Annotated in this window: 17 protein-coding genes and 1 pseudogene; 15 read left to right on the top strand and 3 right to left on the bottom strand. The window is 63.5% G+C overall.

The genetic code is table 11. The features are described from left to right. The first annotated feature begins 85 nt into the window (after positions 1-85). The 8 genes from R0140_RS11100 to R0140_RS11135 all read left to right on the top strand — a co-directional run bounded on the left by R0140_RS11100 (position 86) and on the right by R0140_RS11135 (position 8,453). Positions 86-1,750: a bifunctional 3-(3-hydroxy-phenyl)propionate/3-hydroxycinnamic acid hydroxylase gene (locus tag R0140_RS11100; protein ID WP_032735870.1), complete on the top strand. Its 1,665-nt coding sequence runs from the start codon at positions 86-88 to the stop codon at positions 1,748-1,750. A 1-nt stretch (position 1,751) separates the two neighbouring features. Continuing rightward, complete coding sequence (gene mhpB / locus R0140_RS11105; protein WP_064176251.1) at positions 1,752-2,696, top strand: 2,3-dihydroxyphenylpropionate/2,3-dihydroxicinnamic acid 1,2-dioxygenase; 945 nt, start codon at positions 1,752-1,754, stop codon at positions 2,694-2,696. A 17-nt stretch (positions 2,697-2,713) separates the two neighbouring features. Beyond that, a complete protein-coding gene (gene mhpC, locus R0140_RS11110; protein ID WP_004151837.1) occupies positions 2,714-3,580 on the top strand; it encodes a 2-hydroxy-6-oxonona-2,4-dienedioate hydrolase in 867 nt (288 codons plus the stop codon). Between the two features lie 10 nt (positions 3,581-3,590). After that, positions 3,591-4,397 carry a 2-keto-4-pentenoate hydratase gene (gene mhpD / locus R0140_RS11115; protein ID WP_012967940.1) on the top strand — a complete coding sequence of 269 codons (807 nt, stop codon included), beginning with the start codon at positions 3,591-3,593 and terminating at the stop codon, positions 4,395-4,397. Beyond that, positions 4,390-5,340 (top strand): acetaldehyde dehydrogenase, encoded by a 951-nt coding sequence (gene mhpF, locus R0140_RS11120; protein WP_023297812.1) that lies wholly within the window; start codon positions 4,390-4,392, stop codon positions 5,338-5,340. Before mhpD ends, mhpF begins: the two co-directional genes overlap by 8 nt. Then, complete coding sequence (gene mhpE / locus R0140_RS11125) at positions 5,337-6,353, top strand: 4-hydroxy-2-oxovalerate aldolase (RefSeq protein WP_043875125.1); 1,017 nt, start codon at positions 5,337-5,339, stop codon at positions 6,351-6,353. Before mhpF ends, mhpE begins: the two co-directional genes overlap by 4 nt. Positions 6,354-6,428: 75 nt before the next feature. After that, on the top strand, positions 6,429-7,625 hold the full coding sequence (gene mhpT / locus R0140_RS11130; RefSeq protein ID WP_317704030.1) for a 3-(3-hydroxy-phenyl)propionate transporter MhpT: 1,197 nt from the start codon (positions 6,429-6,431) through the stop codon (positions 7,623-7,625). Positions 7,626-7,727: 102 nt separating this feature from the next. Then, positions 7,728-8,453 carry a purine nucleoside phosphorylase YfiH/LACC1 family protein gene (locus R0140_RS11135; RefSeq protein WP_023297809.1) on the top strand — a complete coding sequence of 242 codons (726 nt, stop codon included), beginning with the start codon at positions 7,728-7,730 and terminating at the stop codon, positions 8,451-8,453. Positions 8,454-8,465: 12 nt separating this feature from the next. Here the strand turns inward: R0140_RS11135 and R0140_RS11140 are convergent, their stop codons facing one another. Both R0140_RS11140 and R0140_RS11145 read right to left on the bottom strand, forming a co-directional pair. Then, on the bottom strand, positions 8,466-10,046 hold the full coding sequence (locus R0140_RS11140; RefSeq protein WP_049153144.1) for a rhodanese homology domain-containing protein: 1,581 nt from the start codon (positions 10,044-10,046) through the stop codon (positions 8,466-8,468). Positions 10,047-10,051: 5 nt separating this feature from the next. Further along, on the bottom strand, positions 10,052-10,654 hold the full coding sequence (locus R0140_RS11145) for a cysteine dioxygenase family protein (RefSeq protein WP_046881209.1): 603 nt from the start codon (positions 10,652-10,654) through the stop codon (positions 10,052-10,054). A 106-nt stretch (positions 10,655-10,760) separates the two neighbouring features. On the opposite strand from R0140_RS11145, the gene R0140_RS11150 reads away from it, so the two are divergent. The 7 genes and pseudogenes from R0140_RS11150 to R0140_RS11180 all read left to right on the top strand — a co-directional run bounded on the left by R0140_RS11150 (position 10,761) and on the right by R0140_RS11180 (position 17,792). After that, complete coding sequence (locus R0140_RS11150) at positions 10,761-11,654, top strand: LysR family transcriptional regulator (RefSeq protein ID WP_049153143.1); 894 nt, start codon at positions 10,761-10,763, stop codon at positions 11,652-11,654. A gap of 144 nt (positions 11,655-11,798) precedes the next feature. Further along, positions 11,799-12,894, top strand: a pseudogene (locus tag R0140_RS11155) (LLM class flavin-dependent oxidoreductase). After that, on the top strand, positions 12,881-14,032 hold the full coding sequence (locus R0140_RS11160) for an acyl-CoA dehydrogenase family protein (protein WP_317704031.1): 1,152 nt from the start codon (positions 12,881-12,883) through the stop codon (positions 14,030-14,032). Before R0140_RS11155 ends, R0140_RS11160 begins: the two are co-directional and overlap by 14 nt. 5 nt (positions 14,033-14,037) lie before the next feature. Beyond that, on the top strand, positions 14,038-15,000 hold the full coding sequence (locus R0140_RS11165; protein ID WP_008804495.1) for an ABC transporter substrate-binding protein: 963 nt from the start codon (positions 14,038-14,040) through the stop codon (positions 14,998-15,000). Beyond that, complete coding sequence (locus R0140_RS11170) at positions 14,997-16,034, top strand: ABC transporter substrate-binding protein (RefSeq protein ID WP_032733194.1); 1,038 nt, start codon at positions 14,997-14,999, stop codon at positions 16,032-16,034. The genes R0140_RS11165 and R0140_RS11170 overlap by 4 nt, the downstream gene beginning before the upstream one ends. Further along, positions 16,015-17,010 carry an ABC transporter permease gene (locus R0140_RS11175; RefSeq protein WP_012541421.1) on the top strand — a complete coding sequence of 332 codons (996 nt, stop codon included), beginning with the start codon at positions 16,015-16,017 and terminating at the stop codon, positions 17,008-17,010. Before R0140_RS11170 ends, R0140_RS11175 begins: the two co-directional genes overlap by 20 nt. Further along, positions 17,004-17,792: an ABC transporter ATP-binding protein gene (locus tag R0140_RS11180; RefSeq protein ID WP_012541422.1), complete on the top strand. Its 789-nt coding sequence runs from the start codon at positions 17,004-17,006 to the stop codon at positions 17,790-17,792. The genes R0140_RS11175 and R0140_RS11180 overlap by 7 nt, the downstream gene beginning before the upstream one ends. Before the next feature lie 417 nt (positions 17,793-18,209). Here the strand turns inward: R0140_RS11180 and R0140_RS11185 are convergent, their stop codons facing one another. Next, positions 18,210-20,282, bottom strand: a complete 2,073-nt coding sequence (locus R0140_RS11185) for a TonB-dependent siderophore receptor (RefSeq protein WP_072122350.1) — start codon at positions 20,280-20,282, stop codon at positions 18,210-18,212. Positions 20,283-20,581 lie beyond the last annotated feature (299 nt).

Below are 20,581 nucleotides of genomic sequence, written 5' to 3' on the forward strand. Positions count from 1 at the left end.
CTCAGCCCATTATAAAAATACGTTTACACATGATTAACAAATTGCCTGTCAGCCGGGCAGTTTCCGAGTCGTGAGGTCGCTGAAAATGACAACATCTACACCCGATATTCAACCCGCCGTGCAGCATACCGCTCAGGTCGCCATCGCCGGCGCCGGTCCGGTTGGCCTGATGATGGCCAACTACCTTGGCCAGATGGGCATCAGCGTGCTGCTGGTGGAAAAGCTCGACACACTGATCGATTACCCACGTGCCATCGGCATTGACGATGAATCCCTGCGGGCGATGCAGGCGGTAGGGCTGGTGAACGACGTGCTGCCGCACACCACGCCGTGGCACGCCATGCGCTTTCTGACCCCGAAGGGGCGCTGCTTTGCTGATATCCAACCGATGACCGATGAGTTTGGCTGGTCGCGGCGCAACGCCTTCATTCAGCCGCAGGTCGATGCGGTGATGTATAACGGCCTGCAGCGTTTCCCGCAGGTCCGCTGCCTCTTCTCCCGCGAAGTAGAAGCCTTTAGCCAGAACGGTGACGGTGTCACGTTAAATCTTAAAGGACCGGACGGCGAGCGGGAGACGGTGCGCGCGGACTGGCTGGTGGCCTGCGACGGCGGCGCCAGCTTTATTCGTCGTACGCTGAACGTCCCCTTCGAAGGCAAGACCGCGCCGAATCAGTGGATCGTCATCGATATCGCTAACGACCCGCTGGCCACCCCGCACGTTTACCTGTGCTGCGACCCGGTGCGACCCTACGTTTCCGCCGCGCTGCCCCATGGCGTGCGCCGCTTTGAATTTATGGTGATGCCCGGAGAAACCGAAGCCCAGCTCAGCGAGCCGCACAATATGCGTCGTCTGCTGAGCAAAGTGCTGCCGGACCCGGACCGCGTCGAGCTGATCCGCCAGCGGGTCTACACCCATAATGCCCGCCTTGCCGAGCGCTTTCGCATTGACCGGGTGCTGCTGGCCGGCGACGCGGCGCACATCATGCCGGTCTGGCAGGGGCAGGGATACAACAGCGGCATGCGCGACGCCTTCAACCTGGCGTGGAAGCTGGCGCTGGTGGTCAACGGTAAAGCGGGAGAGGCGCTGCTCGACAGCTATCAGCAGGAGCGCCGCGACCACGCGAAAGCGATGATTGATCTGTCGGTCACCGCCGGCCACGTGCTGGCGCCGCCGAAGCGCTGGCAGGGGGCCGTGCGCGACGGTCTCTCCTGGCTGCTGAACTACCTGCCGCCGGTGAAGCGCTACTTCCTCGAAATGCGCTTTAAGCCGATGCCGCAGTACCGCGAGGGGGCGCTGCTGATCGACGCCGCCGGCAAGACCTCGCCGGTGGGCAAAATGTTTATTCAACCGCAGGTGACGCTGGAGAGCGGCGAGAGCGTGCTGCTCGACGACGTCATCGGCGCGAATTTCGCCATTATCGGCTGGGGCTGCAACCCGCAGTGGGGGCTCGACGCCGGGCAGATCGCTCGCTGGCGCGCGATTGGCGTGCGCTTTATCCAGGTGGTGCCGGCGGTGCAGATCCATCGCGAGCAGGATAACGCCCCCGGCACGCTGCGGGTAGGCGATACGCAAAATCGCCTGAAGAGCTGGTTTGCTCAGCATAACACCGCCATCGCCGTGGTCAGACCGGACCGCTTTGTCGCCGCTCTCGCCATCCCGCAGACCCTCGGCGCACAGCTGACCGCCCTGGCGGAAAAAATGACCCTCGCAACCGGGGATACCGCCCGCACTGAAGAGAAGGTGGCCTGATATGGATGCCTATTTGCACTGTCTCTCCCACACTCCGCTGGTGGGATTCGTGGACCCGGAGCAGGCGGTCCTTGATGAAGTGAACGGGGTGATTGCTGACGCCCGGCGGCGGATCTCCGCTTTCGAGCCCGAGCTGGTGGTGCTCTTCGCTCCCGATCACTACAACGGTTTTTTCTATGACGTGATGCCGCCGTTCTGCCTCGGCGTCGGCGCCACCGCCATCGGCGACTTCGCCAGCGCCGCCGGCGACCTGCCAGTGCCGACCGAGCTGGCGGAAGCCTGCGCCCACGCCGTGATCAACAGCGGTATCGACCTGGCGGTGTCGTACAACATGCAGGTGGACCATGGCTTCGCCCAGCCGCTGGAGTTTCTGCTGGGTGGCCTGGACCGTGTGCCGGTGCTGCCGGTGTTTATTAACGGCGTCGCCGCGCCGCTGCCGGGTTTTCAACGTACCCGGCTGCTGGGCGAGGCGATGGGCCGCTTTCTCAATACCCTCAATAAGCGGGTGCTGATCCTCGGCTCGGGCGGACTCTCGCACCAGCCGCCGGTGCCGGAGCTGGCGAAAGCCGACGCCCATCTGCGTGACCGTCTGCTTGGCAGTGGCAAACAGCTGCCGCCGGACGAACGCGAACTGCGCCAGCAGCGGGTGATCAACGCCGCCAGGCGGTTTACCGAAGATCCGCACTCGCTCCATCCCCTCAACCCGGTCTGGGACAACCGCTTTATGAGCCTGCTGGAGCAGGGGCGGCTGGCGGAGCTGGATGCGATCGGCAACGACGAGCTGTCGACGATGGCCGGGAAATCGACGCACGAAATTAAGACCTGGGTGGCCGCTTTTGCCGCGCTATCCGCTTTTGGCCGCTGGCGCAGTGAGGGCCGCTATTACCGGCCGATCCCCGAGTGGATCGCCGGGTTCGGCTCGCTGAGCGCCACCACCGAGATTTGATTAACCGGGAGACTAACATGAGCTATCAACCGCAAACCGAAGCCGCCACCAGCCGATTCCTCAATGTCGACGAGGGGGGCCGCACGCTGCGCATCCATATCAATGACTGCGGCGACGGGAAAGAGACTGTGGTCATGCTGCACGGATCCGGGCCGGGGGCCACCGGCTGGGCCAACTTCAGCCGTAACATTGACCCGCTGGTCGAGGCGGGCTATCGCGTGCTGCTCCTCGACTGTCCGGGGTGGGGCAAAAGCGATGCTATCGTCAACAGCGGCTCGCGTTCGGACCTCAACGCCCGGATTCTGAAAAGCGTGGTCGATCAGCTGGGGATCGATAAAGTCCATCTGCTGGGCAACTCGATGGGCGGCCATAGCGCGGTGGCCTTCACTCTGAGCTGGCCGGAGCGGGTGGCGAAGCTGGTGCTGATGGGCGGGGGGACCGGCGGCATGAGCCTGTTTACGCCGATGCCGACGGAGGGCATCAAGCTGCTGAACGCCCTGTACCGCGAGCCGACCATAGAAAACCTGAAGAAGATGATGAGCATCTTCGTCTTCGACACCCGCGACCTCACCGAGGCGCTGTTCGAGGCGCGTCTCAACAATATGCTGTCGCGCCGCGACCATCTGGACAACTTCGTCAAGAGCCTCGAAGCCAACCCGAAGCAGTTTCCTGACTTTGGCCCGCGGCTGGGCGAAATCAGCGCGCCAACCCTGATCGTCTGGGGACGCAACGACCGCTTCGTGCCGATGGACGCCGGGCTGCGCCTGCTCGCTGGGATCGCCGGTTCGGAACTGCATATTTACCGCGACTGCGGCCACTGGGCGCAGTGGGAACATGCCGACAGTTTTAATCAGCTGGTGCTCAATTTCCTCGCACGGGCTTAAGGAGTAAATGATGACTTTTTCTCTTGACGCGCTGGCCCGGCAGCTGCGCGACGCGGAACAGACCGGCCAGGCGATCGCCCCGCTGCGCGATATCCTCGGCGTCGACAATGCCGACGCCGCCTATGCCATCCAGCGTCTGAACGTCCAGCACCACGTGGCCCATGGCCGGCGGGTAGTGGGCCGCAAGGTGGGCCTGACCCATCCCAAAGTGCAGCAGCAGCTGGGGGTCAACCAGCCGGATTTCGGCACTCTGTTTGCCGACATGTGCTACGGCGACAACGCCGAGGTGCCGTTTGGCCGCGTGCTGCAGCCCAAAGTGGAAGCCGAGATCGCCCTGGTGTTGAAGCAGGATCTGCCGCATGCCGATACCACCTTTGATGAGCTGTATAACGCCATCGAATGGGTGCTGCCGGCGCTGGAGGTGGTGGGCAGCCGCATTCGCGACTGGTCAATCGGCTTTGTCGACACCGTCGCCGATAACGCCTCCTGCGGCCTGTACGTCATTGGCGGCCCAGCGCAGCGCCCGGCAGGACTGGATCTGAAGCAGTGCGCCATGCACATGACCCGCAACCAGGAGCTGGTCTCCAGCGGTCGCGGCAGCGAGTGTCTGGGACATCCGCTGAACGCCGCAGTCTGGCTGGCGCGCAAGCTGGCCAGTCTCGGCGAACCGCTGCGGGCGGGGGATATCGTGCTGACCGGGGCGTTAGGCCCGATGGTGGCGATTAACGAAGGGGACAGCTTTGTCGCCCATATCGAAGGTATTGGCTCAGTCGCGGCACGTTTCGTCGCCGCCGGAGAAGGACATCGTGATGCGTAAACGTAAAGTCGCCATTATCGGCTCCGGGAATATCGGCACCGATTTAATGATTAAAATCCTGCGCCACGGCCAGCATCTGGAGATGGCGGTGATGGTCGGCATCGACCCGCAGTCGGATGGCCTGGCCCGCGCCCGGCGCATGGGCGTCGCGACCACCCACGAAGGGGTGGGCGGCCTGATGCAGATGGCGGAATTTGCCGACATCGATTTTGTTTTTGACGCCACCAGCGCCGGGGCGCACATCAAAAACGATGCCGCGCTGCGCGAAGCGAAGCCGGGGATCCGCGTCATCGACCTGACGCCGGCGGCGATTGGCCCGTACTGCGTACCGGTGGTCAACCTCGCGGCCAATCTCCATCAGGGCAACGTCAATATGGTGACCTGCGGCGGGCAGGCGACCATCCCAATGGTCGCCGCGGTCTCGCGAGTGGCGAAGGTGCATTACGCGGAGATCGTGGCCTCGATCGCCAGCCAATCCGCCGGACCGGGCACGCGGGCCAATATTGACGAATTTACCGAAACCACCTCGCAGGCGATTGAAAAAGTCGGCGGCGCGGGCAAGGGCAAAGCGATTATTGTACTGAACCCGGCGGAGCCGCCGCTGATGATGCGCGATACCGTCTACGTACTGAGCGAGCTGGCGTCGCAGGAGGCGATTGCCGCCTCGATCGCCGAAATGGCGGCGGCAGTGCAGGCTTACGTCCCAGGCTACCGGCTGAAGCAGCAGGTGCAGTTTGAGGTTATCCCCGAGGATAAGCCGGTCAACCTGCCCGGCGTCGGCTGTTTTTCCGGCCTGAAAACCGCGGTTTACCTCGAAGTGGAAGGGGCGGCGCACTATCTGCCAGCGTACGCGGGCAACCTCGATATTATGACCTCGGCGGCGCTGGCGACGGCGGAGCAAATGGCCGGGGCAATGCACAGCGCGGCGGGAGCGACAGCATGAACGGTAAAAAACTTTATATCTCGGACGTGACGCTGCGCGATGGCATGCACGCCATTCGTCACCAGTATTCCCTGGCGCAGGTGCAGCAGATCGCCGGCGCGCTGGATAAGGCTGGGGTCGACTCCATCGAAGTGGCCCATGGCGATGGCCTGCAGGGATCCAGCTTCAACTACGGCTTTGGCGCTCACAGCGACATCGCGTGGATTGAAGCGGCGGCGGAGGCGGTCAGCCAGGCGAAAATCGCCACCTTGCTGCTGCCGGGCATCGGCACGCTGCACGATCTGAAAGCGGCGTATCAGGCCGGAGCGCGGGTGGTGCGGGTCGCCACCCACTGCAGCGAAGCGGACGTCGCGGCGCAACATATTGCCTTTGCCCGCGAGCTGGGAATGGACACCGTCGGTTTTCTGATGATGAGCCATATGCTCTCCCCGCAGGCACTGGCGCAGCAGGCGCTGAAGATGGAATCTTATGGCGCGACCTGTATCTATGTGGTGGATTCCGGCGGGGCGATGAACATGAACGACATTCGCGACCGTTTCCGTGCCCTGAAGGCGGTGCTGAAGCCGGAGACCGCCACCGGGATGCATGCCCACCATAACCTGAGCCTCGGGGTGGCGAACTCGATCGTCGCGGTGGAAGAGGGGTGCGATCGCATTGACGCCAGCCTGGCCGGGATGGGGGCGGGGGCGGGCAATGCGCCGCTGGAGGTATTTATTGCCGCCGCCGACAAGCTCGGCTGGCAGCATGGCACCGATCTCTACGCCCTGATGAACGCGGCCGATGATCTGGTGCGGCCGCTGCAGGACCGCCCGGTGCGTGTCGACCGTGAAACGCTGGCGCTGGGCTACGCCGGGGTCTACTCCAGCTTTCTGCGCCACAGCGAAGCGGCGGCCGAGCGCTATGGCCTCAGCGCGGTGGATATTCTCGTCGAGCTGGGCAAGCGGCGGATGGTCGGCGGCCAGGAAGATATGATCGTCGACGTCGCACTGGATCTGCTTAACCGCAATAAATAACGAAAAACGTGCGGCTGACAAAGCATCAGCCGCCAGTCACCTGCTCCGTTTGTTCGGCTATCGCCAAGGTACCCTATGACCAAGATAACGACTGCAAACCCCTCGCGCCTGGTGGTTACCATCGGGCTCTGTTTTATGGTGGCCCTGATGGAAGGGCTGGATCTGCAGGCGGCGGGGATCGCCGCCGTCGGCATGGCGCAGGCCTTTGCGCTGGATAAAATGCAGATGGGCTGGATCTTCAGCGCCGGGATCCTCGGCCTGCTGCCCGGCGCGCTGGTGGGCGGCATGCTGGCGGACCGCCACGGGCGCAAGCGCATTCTGCTGGGGTCGGTGCTGCTGTTTGGCCTGTTCTCGCTGGCCACTGCGGTGGCATGGAGCTTCCCGACGCTGCTGCTGGCGCGCCTGCTCACCGGCGTCGGGCTCGGGGCGGCATTGCCTAACCTGATTGCCTTAACCTCGGAAGCCGCTGGCTCACGCTTCCGCGGCCGGGCGGTAAGCCTGATGTACTGCGGCGTACCCATTGGCGCCGCGCTGGCGGCAGCGCTGGGCTTTTCCGGTCTCGCCGTGGCCTGGCAGACTATTTTCTGGATTGGCGGCGTGGTCCCGTTACTGCTGATCCCGCTGCTGATGCGCTGGCTACCGGAGTCGCAGGCGTTTCAGCGCGCGGAGGCCAGCGTGCCGCTGCGCACCCTGTTTGCCCCAGGGCATGCCGCCGCCACCCTGCTGTTGTGGCTGGGTTATTTTTTCACCCTGCTGGTGGTCTATATGCTGATCAACTGGCTGCCGATGCTGCTGGTGGGCCAGGGATTCCGCGCCAGCCAGGCGGCGGGGGTGATGTTCTCTCTGCAGATCGGCGCCGCCTGCGGCACGCTGCTGCTGGGAGCGCTAATGGATAAGCTCACCCCGCTGCGGATGTCGCTCCTGATCTACAGCGGGATTCTGGCTTCCCTGCTGGCGCTGGGCAGCGCGTCGTCGCTAAACGGAATGCTGCTGGCGGGGTTTGTCGCCGGGCTGTTCGCCACCGGCGGCCAGAGCGTACTCTATGCCCTGGTGCCGCTTTTTTACCCCGCAGCGATCCGCGCCACCGGGGTCGGCACCGCCGTGGCGGTGGGCCGTCTCGGGGCGATGAGCGGCCCGCTGCTGGCCGGCAAGATGCTGGCCCTCGGCACCGGCACCGTCGGGGTGATGGCGGCCTCGGCGCCCGGCATTGTGCTGGCCGGCGTGGCGGTGTTCTGGCTGATGCATCGTCAGCAGCGCGCCGCGATTGTCTGAGACGCATCCGGCGGTCTGGCAAAAAAATGCCGGGCCGCCGCCTTGCCTGTCCGCGTCACCTGGCCTATGGTAAGACATCATTCCCTGACGCTTATCGTCCCTATGGCTTACACCTCCCGTTTGCTCAATGCTATCCCTGGCATCCGCCACGCTTTTCTCGATGTCCACGAAACCGCCGCCTTTCCCTATGCCGAGCTGGCTCCGGTGAAGCTGGTGCATGGTAATGAGGTTCATCATTATCAGCAGCCGCTGCCGACGCGCCCGCACGCCGACGCGGTGTTTACCGCGGTAGCCGGGCAAAAGGTGGGGGTGGTGACCGCCGACTGTCTGCCGATGCTGATCGCCTCGCGCGACGGTCGCTTCGTCTGCAGCGTGCATGCCGGCTGGCAGGGGCTGGTCAGCGGCATTGTCGATAATAGTCTGGCCTGTTTTCGCCAGCAGGGGGTGGCATTGGCCGATCTGGTCATCGCCGTGGGGCCGCATATTCACCCTTGCTGTTACGAAGTCTCCGCCGGATTTTATCAGCAACTGCTGGACCAGCCCGGCGGTGATCGGGTGGCCCGCCATCGCCAGCGGCTGTTTCATTCCCGTTCGGGCCCGGTCAGCGATCCGCTCAAAGCCGCCGCACGCGGCAGCGATAATCTGTGGTTTGATCTGCGCGCCTTTGCCGAAGCGATCTTCGCAGAGGCGGGAGTGTCGCCGGCGAGCGTTGAATGGCTGGGGAGTTGCACCTACTGCACCCCGCAGTCGCTGGGCTCCTACCGACGCCGGACCCATTTTCCGGCGCCGAAGAGCTTTCAGTATTCGTGGATCCTGCGCGAGGCCTGAGGCGCGCTCGCGCTAGAGCACCCGAAAACCGTGGGTGCCGTCGCGGGCCAGCTGATCCACCAGGCCATACTCCCACTCCAGATAGGCCTGCATGGCCTCGGCGGAATTATCGGTTCCTTCGTACGGACGACGATAGCGGTCACGGCGCTCGACGGCGAGGCCGCTATCGCCATGCGCCAGCGGCAGACCGGCGGTGATCCACGCCAGCGTCCCGCCGGTAAGCAGCTGCACCGGTTTACCGGTCAAGGCCGCCACCTCCGGCACCGCGTAGCGGGCCAGCAGACTGCTGCCGCAGGTCACCACGTATCGCTGTGCGGGAGGGATCACATCCAGGGCCTGGCGCAGCTGCGAGCGCGTCAGCCACCACGCGCCGGGGATATGGCGAGCGACAAAGTTGGCGCTGGTGGTAAAATCGAGCACCACCGTACCGGGTTCGTCCAGCTGTTGCGCCAGCTGCGCCGGGCTTATCTCCTCCGCCTGCGGGCCGGGCGGCACCTCGGCGGCCGGCACCCCGCGTTCGCTCAACTGGCTGGCCGACAGCGCGCTCAGCCGCGCCGTCTCCCAGCCCATCTGCGCCAGCCACGAGCCGGTTATCGCCGCCCGGATGCCATCGTCATCCAGCAGCACAATTCGCGCCCCTCGTACGCTGGCGAAGTGATCGGTCTCCTGCACCAGCTGGCCGCCTGGCGCGCTCAGGCTGCCGGGATAGTGACCCGCCGCGTACTCCTCGGGGCTGCGGACATCAAACAGGAAGGTAGTGCGGTCGCTCTGCTGCAGCCAGCGTTGCAGCGTGGCCTCATCGATGACCGCCACCCCGGCCCGTTCGGCAAGATGCGCCACCTCAGCGGCCCGGGCGCCGGAGGCGCGGGCGGAGGGATCGTATTGCCGCTGCTGCTGGTGCGCCAGCGTCTGGCCGGCCAGCGTCCAGCCGATAGTGCCATTGCTCAGGGCATGGACCGGGTTTGGCACGCCGGCGTTGATCAGCGACTGGGTGCCGATGATGCTGCGGGTGCGTCCGGCGCAGTTGACGATAACCGGCGTCTGCGGGGAGGGCGTCAGGCTCTCCACCCGCAGGGCCAGCTCGCCGCCGGGCACGCTGATGCTGCCGGGGATGCTCATGGTCTGGTACTCATCGAAGCGCCGGGCGTCGATGATCACCACCTCCTGCCGGCTGTCGATGAGCGCCTGAACCTCCTGGGCGCTGAGCGACGGCGTGTGACGCACGCTTTCCACCAGCTCGCCAAAGGCTTTACTGGCGGAGTTGACGTCCTGAAACAGCTCGCCGCCGCTGCGGCGCCAGCCGGCGAGCCCCTCTGTCAGCAGGGCCACATCCTGATAGCCCCAGGCCCGCAGCCGTTCGACGGCGATCTCCGCCAGACCTTCGCCGTTGTCGTAGACGGTGAGCGGGGTGGTGAAGCGCGGTATCCGCCGGCGGACCTCCAGCTCCAGTTTGCTGAGCGGCAGATTGACGGCAAACAGCGGATGATCGGTGGCGAAATCGGCCTCTTCGCGGACGTCGATCAGCGCCAGTTCACGACGATCGAGCAGCGCCTGGCGTATCCCGGCGGCCTGGCGATAAGCGTAGGTGGGCATAGTGGTTATCCTTGATGTTCGCGGGACAAATCCCAGATATTGGGTAAATGGCGGTTAGAGTAGCCGGAGATAAACGGTTTCTGCTGCCCTTCCGGGCTATACACGGCGCGCTTCACCGCGCCGATATTGCCGCCGTAGATGTGAATGCTGATGGAGACGCGATCCGCCAGCGCATTGCTGACGCGATGAATATCGCCATCGTCAGCGGAGACTTTCTCCACCTGGCCTGCTTCCAGAAGCGTGGCGGCGCCCAGCGCGCGCGGGATGCCATCGGCATCCAGCTGGTAGCGCTGGTTTTCCTCCGCGCCGCGCAGCATACCAATGGCCCCCCACACCCGGTGGTCATGGATCGGCGTCGCTTGCCCCGGTCCCCAGACGAAGCTGACAATCGAGAAGCGCTCCCCGGAGTCGGCATGCAGCAGATACTGCTGGTAATGGTGCGGATGCGGCAGGGTGTACTCTTCCGGCAGCCAGTCGTCGTAACGCACCAGCGCCGCCAGCCGCTGCGCCACGGCGTCAAGCAGCGGGGCGGTCTGGTGGTGTTCACGGTGCAGGCGGTCTACCTCATGAATGAAATGGCGTAATTTTTCCAGTCGTGGTGCAGTCATGTGCGGTTCCTGTGAGAGGGACTGGTCAAAACGCTAACAGAGGCGTTAATATTATTTAAATGCAATTTACGCATATATTAATATGCAAATTTCACATAAGGATCCTATGCGCATTGACGATATCGACGCTTTGCTGGCCACGGTGCAGTTTTCGTCCCTCAATCAGGCCGCGGAATATCTGGGGATCACCCAGTCGGCCATCACCCGGCGCCTGCAGCGCCTGGAGCAGGAGCTGAACGTGACGCTGTTGGAGCGCCAGACCCGCCCGCTGACCCTGACCGCCGCCGGACACCGGGTGTACGAGCAGTGTCTGAGCATTAAGCGTGAGACGAAAAAACTCTACAGCCTGTTGGATCCGCAAGGCGAGCCGCGCGGCGCGCTGCGTCTCGGTGTGCCGCAGAGTCTCAGCGAGATTGCCCTGCCGGCGGCGCTGTCAGCGCTGAGCCAGCAGTTTCCCGGACTGTCGCCGCAGATCACCTGCGGCTGGAGCGGACAGCTGCAGCGTCGGCTGGAAAACGGCGAGCTGGACGGCATGCTGGCGATGGGGCCGGCCCAGCAAAGCTTCGCCGAGGGCTATAGCGGGCGCCTGCTGTGTCCCCTGGAGGTGGTGCCGATCGTGTGCCGGCGTTTGAATTTGCGCGCGTCATCCCTGCGGGAGTGCGCCGAACAGGGCTGGATCCTTAACCCCGACGGTTGTGGCCTGCGCGCCGGGCTCATTCGCGAGCTGCAGAGTCAGGGATTGCGGTTGAAGCTTAATGTCGAAAGCGCGGGCGCGCAGCTGCAGATAGCGCTGGTGGCGCAGGGACAGGGGCTGGGTCTGGTGCCGCGGGCGGCGCTGGCCAGCAGCCCGTGGCGGGACGAGATCGCGGTCCTCAATCTCAGCGATTTTCAGCCTGCGGTCTCACTGTGGCTGATCCACGCCCAGTATCTGGCAAACCTGCAGCCGCCGCTGACCTTTTTCGCCAGCAAAGTGGTGCAGCAGCTGACAGTATCCGACTGAAAGCACTGTGCATTTTTGTTTAATGCTAATTCAGCATATTAAGATATGATAAAAATGCATTTTGCTCATTAACACACTCTGTATAGGGTAATGACCAGCGCCGCTGTCGCGGCCACTCCATTACCCTGACGCAAGGAGTTGTTCATGAGCATTCAGTTTCTCGGCATGATTGGCCACCGCCTCTCTTCCGAAACGATTGCCCCGGTGGGGCCGATCTTTGACCGCGACTATATCGTTCGCTTTGCGCAAACCCATGAAGCCGCCGGGTTTGATCGTCTGCTGGTCGGCCACTGGTCCGATCAACCCGACGGCTTTCTGGTGACGGCCCTGGCCGGGCTGTCGACGCAGAAAATCCATTACCTGCTGGCCCATCGCCCCGGTTTTGTTTCGCCAACCCTCGCCGCGCGCAAATTCGCCACCCTTGAGCACCTGTTGGGGGGCCGGCTGGCGGTCCATATCATCAGCGGCGGCAACGATGCCGAGCAGCGCCGGGATGGCGATTATCTCGACCACGACCAGCGCTACGCCCGCACCGACGCCTTCCTCGACACCGTGCGCCAGGTGTGGACCAGCGAGCAGCCGGTGGATATTCACAACGATTTTTATCAGGCCGAGCAGGCCTGGTCCGCCATTCGCCCGCTGCAAAAACCGCATCTTCCCATCTACTTCGGCGGCTCGTCGGAAGCGGCCATCGCCGTCGCCGGCAAACATGCCGACGTCTTCGCTCTGTGGGGCGAGTCGCTGGCGCAAACCGGAGAGACCATCCAGCGCGTGCGCGCCGAAGCGGCGAAACACCAGCGTGATATCGGCTTCAGCGTCTCGTTCCGGCCGATTATCGCCGACAGCGAAGCCGAAGCCTGGGAGAAAGCCGAGCATATCCTGCACGTCGCCACTGAGCAGGCGGCACAGCGCGGAGGGGGTTTCAAAGCCAAACCGGACAGCATCGGCGCCCAGCGGCTGCGGGCCACCGCGGCGCAGGGCAGGGTGGTGGACAAACGTCTGTGGACCGGCATCGCCCAACTGGTGGGCGGCGGACATAACTCCACCGCCCTGGTGGGCACCCCGGAGCAGGTGGCGGATGCGCTGCTCGATTACTACGACCTCGGCGTGCGTAACTTCCTGATCCGCGGCTTCGATCCGCTGAACGACGCGGCCGACTATGGCCGGGCGCTGCTGCCGATCGCCCGGGAAAAAGCTGCCCGGCGTGCGGTGGCGGAGCGCGCATCGTGATCCATCCTGAGCGCGACGACTGGGCCCGGCAGTTGACGGCGCTCCGCCAGCAGATGGCGGAGCAGGCGGCCAGCCTTGATGCCAGCGGCGACTTTCCCCAGCGTAATATCGACCATCTGCGCACGGGGGGCTGGTTAAGTCTCGCCGTGCCGTCATCCTGCGGCGGCGCGGGCGCCACTCTGGCCCAGCTGCAGCAGGTCATCGCCGCCATCGCCTGGGGAGAGCCGGCGACAGCGCTGATCGTCTGCATGCAGTATCTGCACCATTTGCGGCTGGCGGAAAATGACGCCTGGCACGCGCCGCTGCGCCAGCAGGTTTTTCACGATGCTGTCGAACACGGTGGCCTGATCAACAGCCTGCGCGTCGAGCCGGAGCTGGGATCCCCGGCGCGGGGCGGCCTGCCGGACACCGTGGCGACCCGTCGCGCGGAGGGCTGGGACATCAGCGGCCATAAAATTTATACCACCGGCATTGAAGGGCTGCGCTGGCTGGCGGTGTGGGCCAGAAGCGATGATAACCCGCCGCTGGTGGGCACCTGGCTGGTGGCTGGCGACAGCCCGGGTATCAGCGTGGTGAAAAGCTGGGATCACGCCGGGATGCGGGCCACCGGCAGCCATGAAGTTATTTTTAACCACGTGCGGGTGGCGGCAGAGCACGCGGTGGATGTCTGGCCGGCCGATGCGCCACCCGCCGCGGAGGCCGAACCGTTTCGCCTGTTCGCCAACCGGCAGACGGCGCTGCTGGCGGCGATCTATGACAGCATTGCCCACGCCGCTCACGACTGGCTGGTGAGGTGGCTGGCGGGACGGGTACCCGCCGGTCTCGGTCATCCGCTCTCTCGTCTGCCACGGGTGCAGGAGAAAGTCGGGCAGATCGCCGGGCTGCTGCTGGTCAACCGCAGCCTGCTGGAGCAGGCCGCCGCGCTGCGCTTTTCCGCTATCGAGGCCAATCTGGCGAAAGTCACCATCACCGACAACGCCATTCAGGCGGTGAATATTGCGCTCGAGCTGACCGGAAATCATGGCCTGAGCCGACAGAACCCGCTGGAACGCCACTACCGCAACGTGCTCTGCGGACGGGTACATACCCCACAGAGCGACAGCGCCTGGCTGGCAGCCGGCAACTTCGTCTTTCAATCACAAGGATAATCACGATGCGTCTATCATTTTCAGGCCGGGTAGCGGCAGCGCTGATGCTGCTGGCGCTGGGCGGCTACGCGACAGCGCAGGAGCGGATCACCCTGCGTATCGCCGATCAAAAAGGCGGCATGCGTTCGCAGCTGGAGGCGGCCAACGCCCTGCAAAATCTCCCTTACGACATTAAGTGGGCCGAGTTCCCGGCCGCCGCGCCGCTGGCGGAAGCCCTCAACGCGGGCGCCGTGGACGCGGGGATCATCGGCGATGCGCCGTTGCTCTTTGCCCTGGCCAACGGTGCGCCGGTCAAGGCCATTGCCGTGGATAAAAGCAACCCGGCGGGGACCGCGGTGCTGGTTTCCCCCGGCAGCACGTTAAAAAGCGGCGCCGATTTAAAAGGCAAACGCATCGCCACCGGTAAAGGGTCGATTGGTCATTTCGTGGCGCTGAAAGCGCTGGAGCAGGCGGGGATTTCACCGAAGGAGGTGCAGTGGGTGTTCCTCGGCCCGGTGGACGCCAAAGTGGCGCTGCTTAACGGTTCGGTAGACGCCTGGGCGACCTGGGAGCCCTACACCACCCAAATGGTGAAGACCAACGAGGGGCAGATTCTGGTGAGCGGCAAAGGGCTGCTGCCGGGGAATACCTTCCTCGCGGCAACGGATTCCGCGCTTAACGATCCGCAAAAACGCGCCGCGCTGCAGGATTATCTCCAGCGCCTGGCCGGCGCTGAGCGCTGGGCCTACGCCAATCTCGACAGCTACGGCAAAACGCTGGGGGAGATCATCCGCTTCCCGGCGGAGATCGCCCGCGCGCAATTTGCCAACCGCCAGTCGCAGTGGCAGCCGCTGGCAGAGGAAACGGTGACCCAGCAGCAGGCAACGGCGGACTTTTATCTCGCCAACGGCCTGATCCGCACCCGGCTGGACGTGAAGCCGACCTTTGACCCCAGCTTTAGCGTGCCCGCCGCCGAGGTGACACCATGACCAGAAACACTTTTTCCCGCCGCCGTTTTTTACAGCTCAGCGGCGGCCTGGCGCTGGCCGGGGTCTCTCTGCCGCTGTGGGCTCACGATATGGCGGACATGGCCAGCGGCGATGCCCATCCGGCGCTGCGCCTGCCAGAGCCCTACAAGATCAAGCTGGCGATCAATAAAAGCGCGGTATGCCTTGCGCCGGTCGCCGTCGCCGAGCAGCAGAAGATTTTCAGTAAATATAACCTCGACGTTGAGTTTGTTAACTTCGGCAACTCCACCGATGTACTGCTGGAGGCGATCGCCACCGGTAAGGCCGACGCCGGGGTGGGGATGGCGCTGCGCTGGCTGAAGGCGCTGGAGCAGGGCTTTGACGTCAAGCTCACCGCCGGAACCCACGGCGGCTGTCTGAACCTGCTGACGGCCAAAGACTCGCCGTTCGGCGGCCTCGAGAGCCTGAAGGGACAAACCATCGGCGTCACTGATATGGCCGGGCCGGATAAAAACTTCTTCGCCATTCTGCTTAAGCGCCACGGTATCGACCCGATCAGCGACGTGCAGTGGAAAGTCTACCCGGCGGATCTGCTCAGCGTGGCGCTGGACAAGCGCGAAATCGCCGCCATCAGCGGCAGCGAGCCATTCAGCTATCGTCTGCTGGAGACCGGCAAGTATCAGCTGATCGCCAGCAATATGACCGGGGATTATGCCAACCTCAGCTGCTGCGTGCTGGGGGTGAGCGGGAGCCTGGCGCGGGACCATAAACCGGCCGCCGCCGCGCTCACCCAGGCGATCCTTGAGGCGCACAGCTATGCCGCTGCGCATCCGGAAAGCGTGGCGCAATCCTTCCTCGCCCATGCCCTGAACACCAGTGAAGCGGAGGTGAGCGGCATCCTGCACGGGCAGGGCCACGGCCATCATGCGGTGGGCGAAGCATTCGTGAAAGAGCTGACGCAGTACGCGGTCGACCTGCAGCGGGTGCAGGTGATCAAGCCGGGTACCGATCCCCATCAGTTCGCGGAGAGTATCTATGCCAACGTATTCGCCTGAGCAGGCTCTGGCGCGCCCCACCGGCCGCGCGCCGCTATGGGGAGAAGGGCTGCTGGCCGCCGCGCTGTGGCTGCTGGGCGGTCTGTTTACTCTGACCTGGCCCGATGCCGGGCGGCGCTGGCCGTTTAGCGAAGGGTGGGCGCTGGCGCAATTCACCCTCGGCAGTGGATTACTGCTGCTGGCGCTGAGCTATCGCTACTGGCGAGCGCGCGGCGCGCGTGTGCGGCATGCCGGCAAGTGGCTGGCGCTGTTGCCGGTGCTGTTTGCTGTCTGGGAAGGGCTGACCGCCAAGAGCGCCGTGCTGCCGGTGCCGTTTTTCGCGCCGCCGCAGGCGCTGATCGAAGTACTGCACGACGACTGGCCGCGCCTGCTCGACAGCCTGCTGCACTCGCTGGGGCTGCTGGGGCTCGGCGTGCTGCTGGGCACCAGCAGCGGGTTCATCACCGGTCTGGCCATCGGCTGGTCGCAACGGATTGGCTACTGGGTGCATCCGGTGTTACGTCTGCTGGGCCCGGTGCCGTCCACCGCGCTGCTGCCGCTGTGCCTGTTTATTTTTCCCTCGAGCTTCGGCGCCAGCGTGTTTTTGATCGCGCTGAGCACCTGGTTCCCGGTCACGGTGCTGACCTGGTCCGGAGTGATGGGCATTGATAAGGCGTGGTACGACGTGGCGCGGACCCTCGGCGCCAGCCAGCGTTTCCTGATCCTGCGGGTGGCGATCCCCGCCGCGCTGCCGAACGTCTTTGTCGGCCTGTTTATGGGGCTCGGCGCGTCGTTTTCGGTGCTGATTGTCGCCGAAATGGTCGGGGTGAAGTCGGGGATCGGCTTTTACCTCCAGTGGGCCCAGGGCTGGGCGGCCTATCCGAATATGTACGCCGCGCTGCTGGTAATGGCGTTGTTATGCTCCGGCCTGATAAGCGGATTATTTATGCTGCGTGACCGGCTGCTGAGCTGGCAGCGAGGAGGAATGCAATGGTAACAGCGACGCCAGATTCGCCGGCGATAGCGCGCGGCGCGGCGGTATCCATCAGCCATCTTCATCATGCGTTTACGCTTGGCAAACAGACGGTACCGGTGCTGGAGAATATCAGTCTGCAGCTGCGCCCAGGGGAAAGCGTGGCGCTGCTGGGCCCTTCCGGCTGCGGCAAATCAACCCTGCTGCGGCTGCTGGCGGGGCTGGAAGCGCCGCAGAGCGGACAGATGCAGATCGACGGTGCGGCGCCCGGCGCCCCGGGGCCGGAGCGGATCCTTGTGTTTCAGGATCCGACGCTCTACCCATGGCTGACGGTACGGCAGAACGTGCTGCTGGGCCCGCAGGCACAGGGCAAAAAGGGGCTGGAGGCGAAGGCCGACGCGCTGATTGACCGCATCGGGCTGCAGGCCTTCAGCGAGGCGTGGCCGCGGCAGCTGTCCGGGGGGATGGCGCAGCGTGCGGCGCTGGCGCGCGCCTTATTGAACGAACCGCGCCTGCTGCTGCTCGACGAGCCGTTGGGTAAGCTGGATTCCCTGACTCGCATCAGCATGCAGCGGGAGCTGATCGCCCTCTGGCAGCAGCAGGGGTATACCAGCCTGCTGGTGACCCACGATATCGAAGAGGCGCTGCTGCTGTGCGAGCGGGTGCTGGTGATGTCGCCGCGTCCAGGGCGGATTATCGCCGAGTTCGCGCTGCCGCTGGATTTTCCCCGTCATCGCGATAACCCGCAACTGCTGCAGCATCGTCAGGATATATTGCGCATCCTCGGCCAGGAGGAGGACTGGTAAGCTGAACGCATTGCCCGGTGGCGGCTGCGCCTTACCGGGCCTACGAACTCGACAGGAAGGGGAAGGACTGCAGGTCATGCAGTTGCAGGCCGGTGCATGCGCAGCGCTGCCCGGTTATGGGCATCCGGCGCCAGGCGCCACATTTTTGCCCGGTGGCGGCTGCGCCTTACCGGGCCTGCGAACTCGACAGGAAGGGGAAGGACCCCAGGCTATGCAGTTGTAGGCCGGCGCAAGCGCAGCGCCGCCCGGCAATGAACATCCGGCGCCAGGCGCCACATTTTTGCCCGGTGGCGGCTGCGCCTTACCGGGCCTACGAACTCGACAGGAAGGGGAAGGACTGCAGGCCATGCAGTTGCAGGCCGGCGCAAGCGCAGCGCCGCCCGGCAATGAACATCCGGCGCGACGCCATGGTCCGGCTTAAAAATCCATCTTCACCGTGAACTGCACTTCGCGCGGGTCGCCAATCTGGTTGCCGAGGTTATTGGTGCCGATCGAGGAAGTGTAATAGGTCTTATCAAACAGGTTCTTCACATTCACCTGCAGCGTCACCGGATACTGCAGCTTCATCTTATAGGCGGCGAACACATCCGCCACCGCATAGCCCTGCAGATAATAATCCGCGCCGTTGGTGCCGGAGCGCTTGCTGACCGCATGGCCGCCGCCGCCGACGGTCAGGGTGTTGCTGTTATAGACGTTATGAATGTCATAGGTCAGGAACAGCGAACCGGTATGTTTTGGTACGTTTGGCAGCGGTTTCCCGGCGTAATCCGGATCTTCCAGCACTTTGGCGTCGGTGTAGCCGTAGCTGGCGATCACGCTGAGGTTATCGGTGATGGACCCGGCCAGGTCCACTTCCACGCCCTGGGAACGCACCTTGCCCGCCGTTTTGGCCACTGTCTCATCGCCAATGCTCTCGGTGTACAGCACGTTACGCTTATGAATATCAAACAGCGCGATATTGGCGGTAATGCCGTTTAACAGGTCGAATTTGGCGCCCACTTCGTAAGAGGTGGACTCTTCCGGCGGCAGCTCGCCGATATAGCTGGCGATCGACGACTGCGGCATAAACGACTGGGCGACGTTGGCGAACAGGGAGACGTTCGGCGTCACCTTGTAGACCAGGCCGGCTTTCGGCGTCCATTTCTCATCGCGGCTATCGGTATTGACGTTAAATGGTCGGCCTTTACCGGCGTACTGGGTGTAGTACTGGTAGCGCACGCCAGCGACCGCGATCCAGTTGTCAGTCAGGTACAGCGCGTCCTGCACGTATGCGGCATAGCTCTCCTGCTGGATACGCTGATCGCTGTCGGAGGCGGAGACGGTATTACAGGTGTCGAGAGTGCCGTAGACCGGATGATAGATGTTAAAGCCTTTCACGTTCTTGCAGCGCAGCATATCGGTGCGCAGCAGATCGTAATTCTCATAGGCGACGCCGGTCAGCAGTTCGTTATAAAAGCCGCCCACCACCACGTTGCCCTGCAGGTCGGCGCGGGTGGAATGCATCTTCTGCGTTGAACCGTGGGTACCGTCGACCCGGCGGGTGAGGTTGCCGGTCGCCGAATCATAGGCCATCACCCGCGCCTGGTTATCGTTGTAATTATCCTGGCTGTAGCTGTAGTCGAAGCGCGCGGTCCAGGCGTCGTTAAGGCGATACTCGGCGTTGAGCTGAGCGAGATCGGAATAACCATCGGTAATATTAAACGCTTCATCGAAGCGGGTTTTGCGATCGACGTTCACCGCATGGCCGGTGTTCAGATCGAAAATAGTGCCGCGGTCAAAAGGCGCGCTGTAGTCGCGGTGCGAATAGGACGCGGTCACCGTCGCCCGCTCGCCAAACCAGGTCAGGGAAGGGGCGATAAAGCTGCTTTTGTTTTTACCAAAATTGCGCCAGTAATCCTCATTCTGGTATTCCCCAATCAGCCGGTACGCCAGATTCGTGCCTTCGATGGGGCCGGTGACGTCGAAGCTGCCGGTACCGCCGCCAAAGCTGGTGGACGTCGCGGAAACCGAACCAGAGAACTGCCGCTCCGGCCGTTTGGTGATGACGTTGATCAGCCCGCCGGGGTCGAGGATACCGTACAGCGTCGAAGCTGGCCCCTTCAGGACTTCCACCCGTTCGGTGGCGGCGTTAAAACTGCGTGGCAGCACGGTGCGCAGACCGTTGGTCATGATCGAGCCGTCGCGGTTGGCGCCGAAGCCGCGGCGGGTAAAGGCGTCCTGGGTACCGCCGAGGGTGTTGGTCTGCACCACGTTAGCGACGTTATACAGCGCCTCATCGAGTGAGGTGGCGTGCTGATCTTCGAGAACCCGATCGCTGACGGTATTAACCACCTGCGGAATATCCAGCAGCGGCATCGAGGTCAGCGTCGCGGTGGCGGAGCTGAGTGGCTGATAGCCGCTGGTGGCGCTCTGCTGCGCGCCGTCGGCCACCACGGTGATGGTCTCTTCCGCGTCGTTATTACTTTTCGCCGCGCTATTGTCGGCGGCCATTAATCCCGGTGAGGCTAAAAAAAGAAGCGAAAAAAGCGCGCGCCCTTGCAACGCTCTGCAGGCGACATGGGGTTGAGTCATTATCTGTTTCTCGTGAACGAATCTGCCTTTGCGGTCAGATTAAGCCAATAAAATCATTGCCCTGAATAATAAAAGCACTCTGTTTAGCGTCTGAACGCGCCTTCAGATGTGTAATTGAGAATCATTCAATCATGAAGGGATGTAGTAGTAAATGTTATGTAAGATAAAAAATTGGCGGTGGGGAATGGCGGGGTCATCACGTCTTTTCAATGAGGTGG

Origin of the sequence: Klebsiella sp. w6 (genome assembly GCF_033100215.1) — a bacterium.
GTDB classification, from domain to species: Bacteria; Pseudomonadota; Gammaproteobacteria; order Enterobacterales; family Enterobacteriaceae; genus Klebsiella; species Klebsiella variicola.

Excerpts from the sequence above, each read along its gene's own strand:
- R0140_RS11100 (WP_032735870.1), top strand. The coding sequence starts at position 86 with ATGACAACATCTACACCCGATATTCAACCCGCCGTGCAGCATACCGCT.
- mhpB (WP_064176251.1), top strand. The coding sequence starts at position 1,752 with ATGGATGCCTATTTGCACTGTCTCTCCCACACTCCGCTGGTGGGATTC.
- mhpC (WP_004151837.1), top strand. The coding sequence starts at position 2,714 with ATGAGCTATCAACCGCAAACCGAAGCCGCCACCAGCCGATTCCTCAAT.
- mhpD (WP_012967940.1), top strand. The coding sequence starts at position 3,591 with ATGACTTTTTCTCTTGACGCGCTGGCCCGGCAGCTGCGCGACGCGGAA.
- mhpF (WP_023297812.1), top strand. The coding sequence starts at position 4,390 with ATGCGTAAACGTAAAGTCGCCATTATCGGCTCCGGGAATATCGGCACC.
- mhpE (WP_043875125.1), top strand. The coding sequence starts at position 5,337 with ATGAACGGTAAAAAACTTTATATCTCGGACGTGACGCTGCGCGATGGC.
- mhpT (WP_317704030.1), top strand. The coding sequence starts at position 6,429 with ATGACCAAGATAACGACTGCAAACCCCTCGCGCCTGGTGGTTACCATC.
- R0140_RS11135 (WP_023297809.1), top strand. The coding sequence starts at position 7,728 with ATGGCTTACACCTCCCGTTTGCTCAATGCTATCCCTGGCATCCGCCAC.
- R0140_RS11140 (WP_049153144.1), bottom strand. The coding sequence starts at position 10,046 with ATGCCCACCTACGCTTATCGCCAGGCCGCCGGGATACGCCAGGCGCTG.
- R0140_RS11145 (WP_046881209.1), bottom strand. The coding sequence starts at position 10,654 with ATGACTGCACCACGACTGGAAAAATTACGCCATTTCATTCATGAGGTA.
- R0140_RS11150 (WP_049153143.1), top strand. The coding sequence starts at position 10,761 with ATGCGCATTGACGATATCGACGCTTTGCTGGCCACGGTGCAGTTTTCG.
- R0140_RS11165 (WP_008804495.1), top strand. The coding sequence starts at position 14,038 with ATGCGTCTATCATTTTCAGGCCGGGTAGCGGCAGCGCTGATGCTGCTG.
- R0140_RS11170 (WP_032733194.1), top strand. The coding sequence starts at position 14,997 with ATGACCAGAAACACTTTTTCCCGCCGCCGTTTTTTACAGCTCAGCGGC.
- R0140_RS11175 (WP_012541421.1), top strand. The coding sequence starts at position 16,015 with ATGCCAACGTATTCGCCTGAGCAGGCTCTGGCGCGCCCCACCGGCCGC.
- R0140_RS11180 (WP_012541422.1), top strand. The coding sequence starts at position 17,004 with ATGGTAACAGCGACGCCAGATTCGCCGGCGATAGCGCGCGGCGCGGCG.
- R0140_RS11185 (WP_072122350.1), bottom strand. The coding sequence starts at position 20,282 with ATGGCCGCCGACAATAGCGCGGCGAAAAGTAATAACGACGCGGAAGAG.